The organism is Pseudoalteromonas sp. MMG033 (assembly GCF_057197785.1).
Genome location: NZ_CM170070.1, coordinates 4,004,004 through 4,019,557, shown reverse-complemented (window position 1 = coordinate 4,019,557; position 15,554 = coordinate 4,004,004). Strand labels below are relative to the sequence as shown.

The following is a 15,554-nucleotide window of genomic DNA, read 5'->3' as shown; positions in this document are numbered from 1 at the left end:
TAAACTTAACTGGAGACTATTTGTGGGCGCTGAAAGAAATGAAAACCGCATTAAATCTACGCTCACCATAGTCCCAGTGAGACACTGTACTGTGTACAGCCACTTACTTTTATACTATTTGCATTTTAAATTTACGTGTAGTTTATATTGGCTTTCCTATCTTTCAGAAATTTTATAGGTTAAATAGCTGGCGCATCATTTTTTACTCTTCATTGCTCATCAAATATAAAAAGTATTTTAAATATAATCTCAAATACATTTACAGCCTGGTGTTTTTTGCGCTTTTTAAGAACGTTATTTCGTCATTTTTATATTTGTTTTGATAATTTCTTTACTTTTTAGGTACAATATTTACTTTAAATAATGTAATAAGGCCTAAAATGGACTTTAGAAGTATGAAAAAATTTAAACACTCATCTACCGCAATTGCTTTATCAATAGTACTTTCAGGTTGTGGAGGCGGCTCTGGAAGCGATAGCCCATCCACTCAAAACGTTGCATCTGAGACCTTGAGTAACTCGAAAGATAAGACCTTTTCTGAGTTAGACACAGCTGCGAATTATCTTGTTCAAAGCAGATATACTGGACAAGAAAGTAAGGCAGAGGTAACCCCTGAACTAGTACAAAAAGCGTTTGTTTACATGCTCGATGATTCTGCTGGTGGATTTACAGATTTCGAATTTCCCAGTATTGAAAATCATGTAAAAAGTGATGGAACTATAAGCGGCACAGAGCGATGTGGAAATGGTGGTACAGTTAATTATTCTGGTTCTGCTAGTGAGTCTGGTAGTGGCGTAATTTCCGCGAAATTTTCTAGTTGCGCTAGTTATTACGATACGACTATCTCGGGTAATATGACGGTTAAAATCTCAGTTGATACTAATGAACTCGGTATCTATTTTGATGATCTTACAGTGTCTTCTCAAGGAAAATCGCAAAAGTTAACGGGCAGTCTAAAAGCGGCTCAAAGCGACCTTAACGTGCATGACGGTTCTGTTAGCGTTAGTCAAAACGTTTTGCTTGAGGATCACAATGGTGATCAAGTTGTGTCTAATATGAGCATTAGTGGGCGTTCAGATTACAACCGGGATGACAATCTTAATGTGTCTGGCACAATCATGTTTAACGACTCTGGTTCTTTGACGATTAATGCAAAAGACCTAACCGGTTATGCGCCAAGCTATATTGGCGGTGAAATTAAATTTATTGGCAACAGTTCAAGCACAACGATTTCATTTTCTGAAGGTTTACCTATCTATTATCAAGACTCAGATTTAGATAATGTACATGATTTAGGTACCTATATCACGAATATTCACGAGTTTATATCTGGTGATTTCAAAAACATTAATCTAGTGCCGCTTGATATCATGTCATTACCACCTTGGGTCGGTTCCCCTGACTTTTACAGTTATAATGTAGACACAACCATGCCTATCACCGTTGAAGTTGGCCATTACTCGGATGAAGATACCGCAATAGAAGACTTAGTTGTTAGCTTCGAGTGGTATGTTAATGACGAATTAGTTGAGGGAGAGTACACGAATACGTTGCCTGCAGGTATTGCCGTTTATGGCGATGTTTTAGAAGTCGCTATGAGGGTGTCTGATGGTGCAAATTCAGTCTTAGGCTATCGCACATCAATTACGTTAGAGGATGCTCCAAATTACGTCGAAATAACCGGGCTTCCGGACACTATTTCTGCGGATCAACGTGTTGTATTCACCGCAAAAGTTGTAGATCCTGATAATAAATCTGCAGCCCAAACTGGTACTTTGATTGCATCACCAGAAGGCGCCACAATTGATGAGAATGGTCAAATAACTTGGACTACGCCTTCAGAAATGTTGTTTTCATCTCAGGACTATTTCTTTACTTTTGCAACTGGAGATGAATCAACCCCGAGTGAGACGACTCTTAAAGTCACAGTTAATTCTCAAAAATCGTTACCGATTGCACGCTCAGGTGTCGAAGTTCCTAAAATACAAAACAATTTCATAATTGATGACTTTGACGGTGACAAAAAGAATGAAATACTCACGACCGATAATTCAAATCGGGTGATGTTAATCACATATAACAATGAAACTCCAGAGCAAAAGTGGTTATATCCATATTCACTTGCCGACAACAGCACTATTAAGAACGTTTTTGCTGCTAATACCGATGAAGATCATGAAAAAGAAATTTATGTTCTTACAGGGGATGGTCTAAGAGTTATTGATGATTTAAATTCAGAAGCTCGCACACTCTTAAAATTCGAAAAAGAGGCCACATTTGGCGCATTTAGAGATATAAATAACGATGGTGTACCTGAGTTGGCTGTTTTGCTTCAGCATGAAGATAGCTATTATTCAGCAAAGACGCTTGCTGTATATTCATTTGAAAATCCAGATGAACCATTATTTGAAACTGTTTTAGATAGCGCTACAGCAGTCCGCTTTGGTAATGTTGATGCAGATGAAAGTCTTGAGGTTATTGTAAACTCAGGTCTAGTATACGATACCTCAACTTGGGAGAATGAATGGTTAAGCAGCGACTCATTCGGTAACAACAGTTTTATTACTGCTGATATAAATGGCGATGGAATTGATGAAATTGTTGGTAACAAAGATGGCTTAACTGTTTATTCGGCAGTTGAAAAAACGCAAATCGCAAACTTGTCTGATTTTTACGGCAAATGTTCTTTAGCAGCCGTCAATTTAGATAATGATATAAGCGAAGAACTCATTGTCGGAGATTGTCAATGGGGCAATATAAATGCCTATAACTTTACTAGTGAAAATGAATTTTCTGAATTATGGCAAGCTGAAAATGTAGATCATGGTGCTGTATCTTTACAGGTTGGCGATAGTGATAATGATGGTAAACTAGAGGTAATATGGGGTTCTGGTATTACTCACACTGGTGCTGATATGCTGCTAACAGCGGACATAGACGGAGATGCTTTACAGGTAAGGCAAGATAAAATTGCACCTCAACTAGACTATTTTGTATCAGCAGGCTGGGCTAAGAAGAGTGGAAATACAGAAAAAGCAGTGTTTTTTGTTCCAAACAGTAATTCTGGTTACGATGGTGGGCGAATAGTTCAAATGGCGTTAAGTGGTCAATTTACACCATCAGACGAAATTTCAACTAACTGGAATCATGACAGTGCAGTAATTACGGCGGACTTTAACAACGACGGTATTTCTGAATTGTTGGTTCCTAACACAGAAACTTACAGCACAGCATTGGGCGTCATGGATCTTGGTACATATGATATTTCTTATTCGTTGCCAATTGACTCTAATGACAAACTTATTAGTGTGAATGCTGCTGATATTAATGGTGATAACATTACTGATGCAATTTATAGCACTCAAAACTATGTTAAAGTTGTTGATGTTAATAACCAATCTTTATTATCCAATTTTACAGCTTCAAGTCAGATAAAAGATTTTAGTCTCGCTGAGAATAATGCTGTAAATATGGTGGTAGCGTCTAATGAATTAACTTTACTTACATTCTCCGATGGTGGTTTTTCTGAGAAAAGTAATTTAGATCAAAGGTGCGAACAGGTAGAGTATTTTAATTTTGACAGCGATGCAGAGCTAGAAATTGCGTGTTTGTATGATGAAAACGAGCATTATTCAACTAGCAATACATCACTCATTATTTACGAAGTGAATGGAGATAATCTGGAGCAGGTACACAAAAAATCACTTAACGAGTATGTTGCTGATTTTGTTGTTTCCCCAACGAGTACTAATTATCAACAGCTGATATTCGCGACGCAAAGTGGTGATAGCTGGAATGGCAATATACACTCTAATGTACTCTTTACAGACTCAAATGGTAATAAAATTAGCCGCAGCCCGGATTTACTCGGACGTCCTTTAAAAGATGCGTTAAAGGTTAGATTAGATGATAAAGGTAAGCTTAATTTGCTTATCTCTACGACATCTGCAATGTATCAAGTACACTAGTTCGGTGTAGCTGCTTTTTATGAGAGTGTATTACAGAATAACTGGTAAATAGCAATTAGTATCGAAATTAAAAAGCCTTAGCAAGAATGTTAGGGCTTTTTTGTATTGGCTAGCTATACAGGACCAGAGATGATAAAGGCTTGTTTTCAATAAATTTAAGAGTTAACAAATTAATTTTATTTTTAGTTAAAGTTGAGGTTTATAAATTTAATAATAATCCAATAAAATATGCATTATGGCTAGATTTTAATCTATCATTTTTCAATTTTATCGATTCAATATTGTTATAGATGATAACTTAAAAAAATTAAAGATGTTATGGTCTTGAGAGGTCGAATAAAACGCTATTTTTTGGCCTTTCTAACTTTAATAATCTTAAGGTTAATTTTTTACTTTAAAAAATAAAAATAAAAATAAAAATAAAAATAAAAATAACAAAGCAAGCTTTAAATCTAACGTTGAAAGTTTAAAATCAAAAAAAATACTGGATAAAGTCAGTGGCGGCCGTGGAGGTGGTAGCATCGTGCTTGTTGATGAAAATGGCCGTATTGTATAATTCTCATAATCTTAAAAACAGATAGTAAAGATTTTAGAGCTACTTTATTAAGTTTTTCAAGCAATAGTAGCTTTTATTTCATAATTACCGAATTCAACTCCGAAGTGTGACACTCTTTAATATCAAGCAGCCATACCTTGTTCTTTAAAAATAATGGCTGGTTGCTTGAACCCCAAACACTTTCTGAGGCGGTAGTTAATCCTTGATTGAGCGAACTGAATGTCTTCATCTGTTACTTTTCTTACATCCATACCCTTTGTCACTGCTTCCGCCGGTTTTGATGGCACTTTCTTCGCTAAATAAAACCGACTTTTCGCTCTAAGATGGGTACTATCGCACCTGCGCCATGTTTACCTAACACTGTGTTAATTTCCCAATCGCCAAATCGCTCTCGACTTTTAACAACGACTGGACGCTCATCAATTGATAACGCATTTTAAATCGTTGGCGCCTTTATCTTTTAGGCCTCTACGATATTGCTTACCACCTCGACATTTATCTCAAGCTACATAACGATAAATCCACTCATGGCTGGCGGTTTCGCCTAAGCTTGTAAGCAGATTGGGAATTTGCTAAGGGCTCTAATCGATACTAAGCAAAAAGCAAACATATTCAATGCGCTGAGCCGGTATCAGATACTTGCGAGCAGCAATGCGCCTTTTAACAAAATAAGTATGGGCATTCTGAGGGCAATATTGCCCATGCGTTTGATTTATTTTCAGTTCACGATACACCGTTGCACGGTGGAACTTCACTTTTTTGGCTACTTCAGAGGTTGAAACCACTAGTTCCAAAAGGGCATAAATCTGGTATTTCTTTCCTCGGTCAACTGCTGATATCTCATAGTAGTATCGCTTGTTTCTTTGGCGAGAAGAGCGTACCACTTTCGGCAGTTGGCTTCCTCTTCTATACCTTTCTATGACTGTCGCACTTATTATCTGAAATCAGGTCTAATTATCTAATTTAAGTTTTTTAAGACGAAGTCTTATTCGTCATGTTAGATCTGAATTAGTACTCGTAATTTAATTGTGTTCCATAATTTTAATTTGGAGAATTATAAAGAGCTTGTCTAAGCTCCTTATATGAAACTCTTTATCACGCGGAATATCTTTGGTAAATATTGAAATAGACCAACAAATAATTTCTATTACGTGGATACTACTGTGCACAGCGTTGGTTTTACTCATGCAATCTGGCTTCACTTGCTTTGAAAGTGGCCTAGTAAGAAGTAAAAATAATATTAATGTGGCGCTAAAAAACGTCGCAGATTTTTGCATTAGCGGCGTGTGCTTTTGGATTATTGGTTATGGCCTCATGTACGGTGCCAGCGCTAATGGTTTGTTTGGGACAGATCAGTTTGCACTGAATAGTTACGATGACCCAACGGTATTGGCATATTTTCTATTTCAGATGATGTTTTGCGGCACTGCCGCAACAATTTTATCGGGTGCAGTTGCCGAGAGAATGCGATTTTCTGGTTATATTATCTGTGCTTTTTTAACTGCAACACTTCTATTCCCAATTGTGGGGCATTGGATCTGGCATGGTAAACACTTTGAGCAAGCGCCTCTTGGTTGGTTATTAGAGCTCGGTTTTATTGATTTTGCTGGGGCAACAGTGGTTCATAGTGTTGGCGGTTGGATAGCATTGGTAGCACTCATAATCGTTGGGCCTAGGTTAGGCCGCTTTACCAGTGAAGGTGAACCGAAAGAATTATACTGTCAAAACTTACCGCTCTCTGCACTGGGCACATTTTTACTTTTTATCGGTTGGTTTGGATTTAATGGAGGGAGTGTTCATACACCTAGTTCAGAGCTTGCGAGAGTATTTTCTAACACTGCGCTGTCTGCCTGCGCGGGTGGTGTCAGCGCACTATTGCTCTCATGGAACTTACATTCTATGCAAGGTATACGCTATGTTTTAAATGGTCTGCTCGCTGGTCTAGTGGCCATTTCCGCTAGTGCTGACTTGGTTAACTTACCATCTGCTATTGTAATTGGTGCGATAGCAGGTTGTGTCAGTGTTTTACTCGGTGATTTATTAGAGAAATATAAAATAGATGATGTAGTAAGTGCAGTGCCTGTACACCTTGGCGGTGGTGTCTGGGGCACTCTGGCAATCGCTTTTTTCGTGCCTCTTGAAAAATTAAAACATGAATCACACACTGAGCAACTTGTAGTTCAGCTGCTTGGCGTTGGTGTATGCGCCGCTTGGGTTTGCCTCATTGGCTTTAGTGTTTTGTGGCTAATTAATCGAGTTCACCCATTGCGAGTATCTGCACAGACCGAAACAATTGGGCTAAATTTTGGTGAGCATGGTATGAAGGATGAACTCATTGATTTAATGGAGCAATTTGACAAAATTGCTAAAAATGAAAGTAATCTCCAGCACCTCAATGTTGAGCACGGTTCAAATAATGCCTCTTTATGCATGACCTATAATTACCTATTAGATCACACTAGCCGACATTTTAAAGCAAGAGAAGATGAACTACTACGCCTTGCTAGTTTAGACCCATTAACAGGGATCCCCAATAGACGAGTGTACGAGCAAGTCTTGCAAAATACATTTGAAAAAAGCAGCCAGCTAACGCAGCAATTTTGTTTGTTAGTAATCGATGTGGATAATTTCAAACAATATAACGATCATTACGGGCACCAACTTGGCGATTATTGTTTGCAAAATGTCTGTCAGGCCTTATCGAAAAAATTGACGGCTAAAAACAGCTTACTAGCTCGAATAGGTGGAGAAGAGTTCGCTATCATAATGCCAAATACCGAGTTAGAAAGTGCACAAAGCATTGCTCAAAGCATCTGCAGTGCAGTACGTGAATTGGAAATACCACATAGAGCGGCTGAATGTGAGTTTGTGACTGTCAGCATAGGCGGTGCGTGTTGGAGCTACACACGAGCAATCAGTGCTCAGCAATTGTTTGATGAAGCTGATATTGCATTGTTTAATGCGAAGAAAAATGGCCGAAATCGAGTATGTTTTGGCAGTGATAATGACTCTTTGAGTAAATAACTAATTATTTTTAGAACCCATGCTATGTGTATATAGTTATATTATAATATAACACCTTGATAAGCTTATTATTAACCATAATGTATGCTTATAATTTAATGGTGGCTTTACAAAGTAAGTTGATTTTTATTCATAGCGCCTTTTCTTTTATATCATTGAACCTGTAAAGGGTATAATCTATTTAGGAACAATCAATAATAACTATTAAAAAACGAAGTAATAAGGGGATTAATCTCAACTTGTTTAAATAATAAACAACTTGATTTAATCATCTTATGCTTCTCTCATTCTTAATAAGAAGAAAGGAAAAAAATGAGAAAATCTATTATTTTTATGTCGATTCTATCGGCAATGAGTATTCCAACTGTAGTAGCACACAATCACGGTACAGGGTTTTATGCAGACAAGGAAAGTAATCAAGTCATTACATTTTCGCCTCAGTCTATGAAACTGAAAGAAGTACTAAATACAATTGGCGATAACCCTTATCCAATAGATAAGGCAGGTCAGGGACAGGTGTATGTTACAACACGAAACTCACAATCATTGGATATAATTTCAAGTACAACTTTAGAAATAGGCGATATAATTCCTCTGAGCCATTTCCCCCGTTCAGTTACTTATAATAAGAGTAAAAAGTTAGCTGCAGTATCAGGGACCAAAAGAGCAGTAACGAGTATCATTGATACAACTACTAATGAGGTTGTTGCGACAGTGGGTAATGAAATGATTATTCCACCAACAGACTTTGGTGGTGGGTTAGCTACTGGTCATCCTTATTGGTTAAGTGATTCTTTGTTTTTAATTTTAGATAGAGCTAGAAGGTCACTAGAATTATATGAAGTCTCATCTGAACAGGGTGAATATGTTGTTTCCCATAAATTCTCTCTAGCAACGCCAACATCAGTTCATCATATATTAGCAGCGCCAAATACACGCGGCGATAATCAGGATGTATTTTATGCGGTATTAGAAGGTGCTCCTAAACAGGGTGTAGCACCTGGGATTATGGCATTCGAGTTGTCAGATAAGCAAATCTATCAAAAGCAGATTAAGTTGCTCCCAACGCGAGGAGACGACGTCCAAAAAATGGGTGCACATCATGCGTCATTTCATCCTGATGGCATTCATATTTACTTAGGCTCAAATGAAGGTAAAACCTATGTGATTAATAAAGTCTCGATGGAAATTATATCGATTATAGAGACTGGTGCTGGGAATGGTCATACAACCATGATCCCAGGCAGAATGTTAGCGGTCTCTACAAATCACACTGATACCTTTATGACTGTAATTGATTTGAAGACACATAGCAAAATTACGAATATCGATGTTAGTCCACCAGCTTCTTCTCCAAGTAGAAAAACACAATCACATACATCTTCTTTTGATCCTAATAATGATAGATATTTTTATACCGCAGCAAGTGACGATGGCCGCATCATTGAAATTGATTTAGAAACACTTACAATTTCACGTGAAATTGAAATGCTTGGTAGTTATCCAATCCAAGGTACTTATATTTGGTAATATAGTTATCCAAAAGCACTGTTAAAATTATTGGCAGTGCGACTATTTTGCTTATTACCCATCTAAAACCTATGTTTTTCATCAGAACTTTCTGGGGGAGTTTAATTCAGGCTATTTAATATCTCCTTACTTCTCCTACATAGCAAAGCGACATTTTGACTGTTGTCACTGTGCTAACTTTTAAAAGAGTTATGCTCTGCGAAATCTTTTACTACACTAAATAGATATGCTGTAAGCTACTAACTAGCATCAAACCCGTTTTATCTTTGGTAAGCTGTTTATGCGATACAATGTAAAGTTTTTACATCCCGTTTTGATGGTATTTTTGTTACTGTCCACTTCATACGCTTCAAGTAAATCAAATGTCATCTCTATCCCTCTAAATAATTGGATGAGTCAACGAGTGCTTTCGCATGTAGTTGGCAACATGATAGAGCGATACGGTTTCACAGTGATATATCATGATATGCCTGCCAGCGATCAGTGGGGCGCGATGCAAAAAGGGTTGGTTCATTTTCAACTAGAAATTTGGCAGCAATCCGTGTCAGGCCAGTTTAACAGAATGGTTGCGAATAATATGATTGCAGATTTAGGTGTACATAGCGTCGTTGTACGTGAAGAGTGGTGGTACCCTGAATACGTAGAGGAGTTATGCCCGGGTTTACCTGATTGGCAGGCTCTTAATCAATGTGCAAAATTATTTGCTAACCACGAAAACCCTGAAAAAGGAGTCTTTTATACTATTGATTGGGATTATCAAGACGCGGATTTGATAAGAGCACTAAATTTAAATTTTACAATCGAAAGGCTAGAAAATGAAGAAGTTCTTTGGCAAAAACTGGAGAAGGCATGGTTAAGTAAAGTCCCAATTGTATTGATTAATTGGACACCGAACTGGACTGATCTTCATATTCCGGGACGATTTGTTGAGTTTCCTGAGTACACTATGGCGTGTGAAACCGACGCGAGCTGGGGGATAAACCCAAACTTAGTTAATGATTGTGGCAATCCAAGAAAAGGATGGTTAAGAAAAGCAGGTTGGCCAAAGTTGGAAAAGTCATACCCTTGTGTTTATGAGTTGGTCAAGAAAATTGATTTTACACAAAAGATGATAGCGGATGCAGCTTCATTTGCTGTTTTTGATGGAAACAGTGAAGTCAAATCTGCCAAAAGGTGGTCCATAAAGTATCGCAACGAGATAGCAAAGTGGCTGGATACTTCATGTTTACCTTAAACAACTTTGGCTTTTGTGTTTTTGAGCAGTAGCGGTATTTCAGGGAGGAAAAGCTGCACCAGAGTTATTAATTCATTACAAGCTGTGGCGTGCCGCCATCACTTACGCATTTGTAATATGCTGATTGCACAGAACGGGGATTATAATGTTCTTCACTCCATGCAACTTTGTTTTGCTTGTAACACAGCACATAAGTTGCAGAACGTGCTTCTGCGTATTTATGTGCTGCACTTAGTGTTAAAGCGAAGAGCACTAAAAAAATTGACTTTATCATTCTTGTTATCGCTATTTTTATAGATCTTAATCTTGTTCCGCATTTTATATGTATTTTTCGAGTTGTAAATCTTTTGTTTTTAAAATGCGTATTTTAATTTAATTTTTCATAATTGCCTTGCGAGTTGTATCTAAAACGGTCTTGTGTATATTTGTGACTAGTGCGAGGATTGAAACGCAAAAACCCCAGCATGACTGGGGTGGCGGAAATAACTTGAAGACGATGAAGGTTTAACTTAGCGCCATGTTTCCAGCCATGATCACCAGTAACGCAGCAAATATTTTTTTAACAGTTGATACAGGTAGGTAGTTAGTTGCTTTTGCGCCGAGTGGTGCGGTAAACCAAGATGTACATACGATACCAAGTAATGCTGGCAGATAGATAAACCCTAAAAAGCCATCTTCAACACGAAAGTGAGTCAGCCCTGAGCTGATATAACCAACAGATCCAAACAAAGCGATTACTATGCCACATGCAGAAGAGCAGCCTATTGCTTTTTTCATGTTAACAGAAAAATATGTAAGTAAAGGCACAAGTAAAGCGCCACCGCCAATACCAATCATGGCAGATAAACCGCCTGTGACGGTTGTTAAAACGGTTAAGATGCCTTTATTTGGCATACAGCGTTCTTCGTTTTCTTCGCGTTTGTTACTACTATAAAGCATTTTAAGAGCAATCAGCGCAACACATAAAGCAAATACCCCTTTCACTATTTCCTCTGGCAGTAAGGAGGCCATAAAGCCACTGAGCAATGCGCCAAATGCGACACCAGTCATGATCCAGGGTGCTAATTCCCATGGCACATTTCCATTTTTATGATGTGCAAGTGCTGAGGAAGTCGATGTGAATAATATCGATGCTAGTGAGGTTGCTATGGCCGCTATAACAACTTGGTTTGGTGGCAGTATTTCAAAATGAAGTAAAATAATACTCAAAATTGGTACTATCACCAATCCGCCCCCGATACCAAGCAAGCCTGCGAGAAAGCCAACACCACTGCCAAGCAATGCGCAGTATAGGATCAATAAAAGCAATTCACTCATTCAACTTATCTCTTGTTATCATTGAGGTTGCAATACTACAGCATTGAAATGGGGTTAGCATCTCGTATTTTTGAAGGTAAAAATATGTATTTTGAAATCGAAAATTTCAGAATGAGACTTTTAGAGCTCATTTAAATCAGGCTTTTATATGGCAATGGGTATTAGTTTTATTCTGTATTAATTTTTCTCATGTCTAATTTGAATTAATAACATTTTTAATTTTTTTGCTTTAAGAGTATAAATGACCCATTGTATAGCTCTAGACGTCTACAAGTCCAAAATGTCTTAATCTTAAATTCACCATTGAGTCGTATTTAAGGAGGATGAGTCGCAGCCTGGAATAAAAAGCACGATAGAGCGAGACATAAATTTAGGGTCACCTAACCAATTTGGATATAAGAACACTATGAGCAAAGAATTCACATTTACAATCAAAAGCCTTCGTTTAGACGAAAATTATCACCCTGCAAATAGCACGCGTATTACGACTAACTTCGCAAATTTAGCACGAGGTGAAAGCCGCCAAGCGAACTTGCGTAACGCATTAAAGATGATCGATAACAGTTTTAATGCGCTTGCGCATTGGGATAATGCGCAAGGCGATCGCTATTCAGTAGAGCTTGAAATTGTCTCTGTGGATATTGATGTTGATGGTGGCGGTGAAACGTTTCCTTCTATCGAGGTATTAAAAACGTATGTCCTAGATAATAAGACTGGCGAGCGTATAGAGGGGATTGTCGGCAACAACTTCTCATCCTATGTACGAGATTATGATTTCAGCGTTAGACTGCTTGCTCATAATAAAGATAAGCCACAGTTCAGTATTCCTGAAGATTTCGGTGATTTGCACGGCAAGCTATTTCAGTATTTCGTGAATTCTGAGGCGTATAAGCAAAACTTTAAAAAGCCACCTGTGATTTGTTTAAGTGTTTCAGATAATAAAACGTATCACAGAACTGAAAATCATCATCCAGTGTTGGGTTTTGAATACTTGCCAAATGAGTCGTCATTAACTGAGCAGTACTTCAAAAAAATGGGCTTACAGGTACGTTATTTCATGCCGCCAAACAGCGCTGCACCATTTGCATTTTACTTCTTCGGTGACTTGCTAAATGACTACTCAAACTTGGAGCTTATCAGCACAATCAGTACGATGGGTACATTTCAAAGAATTTATCGCCCAGAAATTTATAATGCCAATGCCATCGCTGGTGCTGTTTATAAGCCAAACTTGAAAAACTTAGATCACTCGCTCACACAGATTGTGTATGACCGGGAAGAGCGCAGTCGCCTTGCGATTGAGCAGGGTAAATTTGCTGAAGAGCACTTTATTAAACCGTACCAAACTATCCTAGAGCAGTGGTCAGCGAATTATGCTTAGTAGGGGCTTGATTAGGTAAGAGCAAACGTATCAGCCCCAAACCCTAATACTTTAATAAGTCAAACGAAAGAATGGCTCTTTCGTTTGACGATATCAGTGATTAAAGCGCTTCTAAAATTACTTCGGCTTTACTGACTTCAAATGTTTTTGGTGCTTCAACATTAAGTTGGGTTACAACACCGTTCTCGACAATCATTGCATAGCGCTGTGAGCGCACGCCACCAAAAGTCTCAGTATCCATTTCAAGGCCTAATGCTTTGGTAAAGCTTGCATCGCCATCGCCTAACATTAACAGCGCTTCTGCATTGTGTGCTTCGCCCCAAGCCTTCATAACAAAAGCATCGTTAACTGATACACAAATAATGCTATCAACGCCCTTTGCTTTAATTTTATCAGCAAGTGCGACAAAACCAGGTAAATGCGCGGCAGAACAGGTTGGTGTGAAAGCACCAGGAACAGCAAATACAACCACTTTTTTATTTGCAAAAAGCGCATCTGACGTATGGTTTTGCATACCATCAGCAGTAAGTTCTGTTAATACCGACTCAGGAATGCGTTGTCCTTGTTCAATCATTGTTTTTTCTCTATTAGATTAAGATGTTTGCAAGTGTAGTATGTAAAAGCAAAGATAAAAACCGATAATGTGAAGGGTTATTTAAGCAGCCTAGTAATTTATTTTATAGGCTGCTTGAATAGTCAACGAATAGGATAGGGATTACTGCTTTTGCTTATATGCGTCATTATGCACGTTTGCGGCACGACCCGACGGATCCGCATTGTTCTCAAAGCTTGCATCCCAAGCAAGTGCTTCAGGCGTAGAGCACGCAACAGATTTGCCATGAGGCACACATTTAGCTGCGGCATCCCCCGGGAAATGCTCTTCAAAGATGGTTCTATAGAAGTACGCTTCTTTACTATCCGGCGTATTAATTGGGAAGCGATAATGCGCATTCGCTATATCTTGATCAGACACTTGTGCCTCTGCGTAATCACGCAAAGAGTCAATCCAAGAATACCCAACGCCATCTGAGAATTGCTCTTTTTGACGCCAAAGCACATCATTTGGGATATAACCATCAAAGCCTTCACGGATCACATGTTTTTCAATACGACCATCTTTACACATTTTATATTCAGGGTTGGTACGCATGGCGATATCTACAAACTCCTTATCCAAAAACGGCACCCTTGCTTCAACACCCCATGCTGCCATAGATTTGTTCGCGCGCAGGCAATCAAACATGTGTAACTTTGATACTTTACGGTTAAGCTCTTCGTGGAACTCTTTACTGTTTGGGGCTTTATGGAAATATAAATAGCCACCAAATAGCTCGTCCGCACCTTCGCCTGATAACACCATTTTGATCCCCATGGCTTTAATATATCTTGCCATTAAGTACATGGGCGTGGATGCACGAATAGTCGTTACATCGTAGGTTTCTAGATGATATACAACTTCTTTAAGCGCATCTAAACCTTGTTGTACTGTAAAGTGAATAGGGTGATGGACGGTACCAATTTGGTCTGCAACTTTTTGTGCTGCCGCTAAATCTGGCGACCCTTCAAGGCCAATGGAAAAAGAGTGCAATTTGGGCCACCATGCATCACTGGCATCATTGTCTTCTATTCGTTTAGCGGCATATTGTTGAGTAATTGCAGAAATCACAGATGAGTCTAAACCGCCCGATAAAAGTACGCCATAAGGCACGTCACACATCAGTTGTCTTTTAACGGCTGCTTCTAAGCCATTTTTAACATCGAGCGCACTGGCTGGGTTATTTTTGACGGCATCATAGTTTTGCCAATCGCGTTGGTAATATTTGTGATACGTGCCTTCTTTTGAATATAAGTAATGGCCAGGAGGAAATTCTTCTATTTGAGTACAAATTGGCGTTAGGGCTTTCATTTCACTGGCAACATAAAAGTTACCGTGTTGGTCGCGGCCGGTATACAGTGGAATTATGCCAATATGATCTCGACCAATAAGGTAAGCATCTTGCTCTTCGTCATACAAACAAAAAGCAAAAATACCGTTCAAGTCATCTAAAAACTCTGGCCCTTTCTGTTTGTACAGTGCCAGAATAACTTCACAGTCAGATTTTGTTTGAAATTCAAATGGGGCTTCTAATTGCTCAGCCAGTGCTTTGTGATTATAGATTTCACCATTGACTGCTAAAACATGCGTTTTCTCTGGGTTATAAAGAGGTTGTGCGCCACTGGCGACACCGACGATAGCAAGTCGTTCGTGTACTAAAATAGCTTTTTCGCTTGAATACACTCCTGACCAGTCTGGTCCACGGTGTCTAAGTTTTTTAGACATTTCTATTGCTTGTGCTCTGAGCTTATCAGCCGAGCTTTGGATTTCTAATACACCAAATATTGAACACATATTACCCTCATTCCTGTTATGACACCCAGTTGTTGTACACTGACTTAGTTGCCTATCACTGCGATATATATTGTTATTTTTTATAAAGCTTAAACTATAACTAACAGAAAACTTTGGCTAAGTCACACAGAAAATTTTAAACATAAGAAAAGAAA

At 38.5% G+C, this 15,554-nt stretch carries 9 protein-coding genes and 1 pseudogene; 5 read left to right on the top strand and 5 right to left on the bottom strand.

Annotated features, from left to right (window positions below; translation table 11 throughout):
• Positions 1 to 395 precede the first annotated feature (395 nt).
• Entirely contained in the window at positions 396 to 3,968 is a 3,573-nt protein-coding gene (locus AC2CZC_RS17490; protein ID WP_484582791.1) for an FG-GAP repeat domain-containing protein, read from the top strand.
• A gap of 678 nt (positions 3,969 to 4,646) precedes the next feature.
• Here AC2CZC_RS17490 and AC2CZC_RS17485 read toward each other — a convergent pair.
• Positions 4,647 to 5,368 (bottom strand): annotated as a pseudogene (locus tag AC2CZC_RS17485) (IS30 family transposase).
• Between the two features lie 266 nt (positions 5,369 to 5,634).
• On the opposite strand from AC2CZC_RS17485, the gene amt reads away from it, so the two are divergent.
• The 3 genes from amt to AC2CZC_RS17470 all read left to right on the top strand — a co-directional run bounded on the left by amt (position 5,635) and on the right by AC2CZC_RS17470 (position 10,312).
• The gene (gene amt, locus AC2CZC_RS17480; RefSeq protein ID WP_484582790.1) at positions 5,635 to 7,548 is read left to right on the top strand and encodes an ammonium transporter; all 1,914 of its coding nucleotides are present in this window, start codon (positions 5,635 to 5,637) and stop codon (positions 7,546 to 7,548) included.
• 312 nt (positions 7,549 to 7,860) lie between these two features.
• Positions 7,861 to 9,078, top strand: coding sequence for a YncE family protein (locus AC2CZC_RS17475; RefSeq protein ID WP_484582789.1), 1,218 nt, complete (start codon positions 7,861 to 7,863; stop codon positions 9,076 to 9,078).
• 280 nt (positions 9,079 to 9,358) lie between these two features.
• On the top strand, positions 9,359 to 10,312 hold the full coding sequence (locus AC2CZC_RS17470) for an ABC transporter substrate-binding protein (protein ID WP_484582788.1): 954 nt from the start codon (positions 9,359 to 9,361) through the stop codon (positions 10,310 to 10,312).
• A 67-nt stretch (positions 10,313 to 10,379) separates the two neighbouring features.
• Here AC2CZC_RS17470 and AC2CZC_RS17465 read toward each other — a convergent pair whose 3' ends face one another.
• Positions 10,380 to 10,586 (bottom strand): hypothetical protein, encoded by a 207-nt coding sequence (locus AC2CZC_RS17465; protein WP_484582787.1) that lies wholly within the window; start codon positions 10,584 to 10,586, stop codon positions 10,380 to 10,382.
• 230 nt (positions 10,587 to 10,816) lie between these two features.
• A complete protein-coding gene (locus tag AC2CZC_RS17460) occupies positions 10,817 to 11,629 on the bottom strand; it encodes a sulfite exporter TauE/SafE family protein (RefSeq protein ID WP_484582786.1) in 813 nt (270 codons plus the stop codon).
• Between the two features lie 406 nt (positions 11,630 to 12,035).
• On the opposite strand from AC2CZC_RS17460, the gene AC2CZC_RS17455 reads away from it, so the two are divergent.
• Positions 12,036 to 13,010, top strand: a complete 975-nt coding sequence (locus tag AC2CZC_RS17455; protein ID WP_484582785.1) for a DUF1852 domain-containing protein — start codon at positions 12,036 to 12,038, stop codon at positions 13,008 to 13,010.
• A gap of 100 nt (positions 13,011 to 13,110) precedes the next feature.
• Here the strand turns inward: AC2CZC_RS17455 and AC2CZC_RS17450 are convergent, their stop codons facing one another.
• On the bottom strand, positions 13,111 to 13,584 hold the full coding sequence (locus AC2CZC_RS17450) for a peroxiredoxin (protein ID WP_211036952.1): 474 nt from the start codon (positions 13,582 to 13,584) through the stop codon (positions 13,111 to 13,113).
• A 141-nt stretch (positions 13,585 to 13,725) separates the two neighbouring features.
• Positions 13,726 to 15,399, bottom strand: a complete 1,674-nt coding sequence (gene asnB / locus AC2CZC_RS17445; RefSeq protein ID WP_484582784.1) for an asparagine synthase B — start codon at positions 15,397 to 15,399, stop codon at positions 13,726 to 13,728.
• Between the last annotated feature and the right edge of the window lie 155 nt (positions 15,400 to 15,554).

Coding starts and splice junctions, on each gene's coding strand:
- AC2CZC_RS17490 (WP_484582791.1), top strand. CDS start 396: ATGAAAAAATTTAAACACTCATCTACCGCAATTGCTTTATCAATAGTA.
- AC2CZC_RS17455 (WP_484582785.1), top strand. CDS start 12,036: ATGAGCAAAGAATTCACATTTACAATCAAAAGCCTTCGTTTAGACGAA.
- AC2CZC_RS17470 (WP_484582788.1), top strand. CDS start 9,359: ATGCGATACAATGTAAAGTTTTTACATCCCGTTTTGATGGTATTTTTG.
- AC2CZC_RS17460 (WP_484582786.1), bottom strand. CDS start 11,629: ATGAGTGAATTGCTTTTATTGATCCTATACTGCGCATTGCTTGGCAGT.
- asnB (WP_484582784.1), bottom strand. CDS start 15,399: ATGTGTTCAATATTTGGTGTATTAGAAATCCAAAGCTCGGCTGATAAG.
- AC2CZC_RS17465 (WP_484582787.1), bottom strand. CDS start 10,586: ATGATAAAGTCAATTTTTTTAGTGCTCTTCGCTTTAACACTAAGTGCA.
- AC2CZC_RS17475 (WP_484582789.1), top strand. CDS start 7,861: ATGAGAAAATCTATTATTTTTATGTCGATTCTATCGGCAATGAGTATT.
- AC2CZC_RS17450 (WP_211036952.1), bottom strand. CDS start 13,584: ATGATTGAACAAGGACAACGCATTCCTGAGTCGGTATTAACAGAACTT.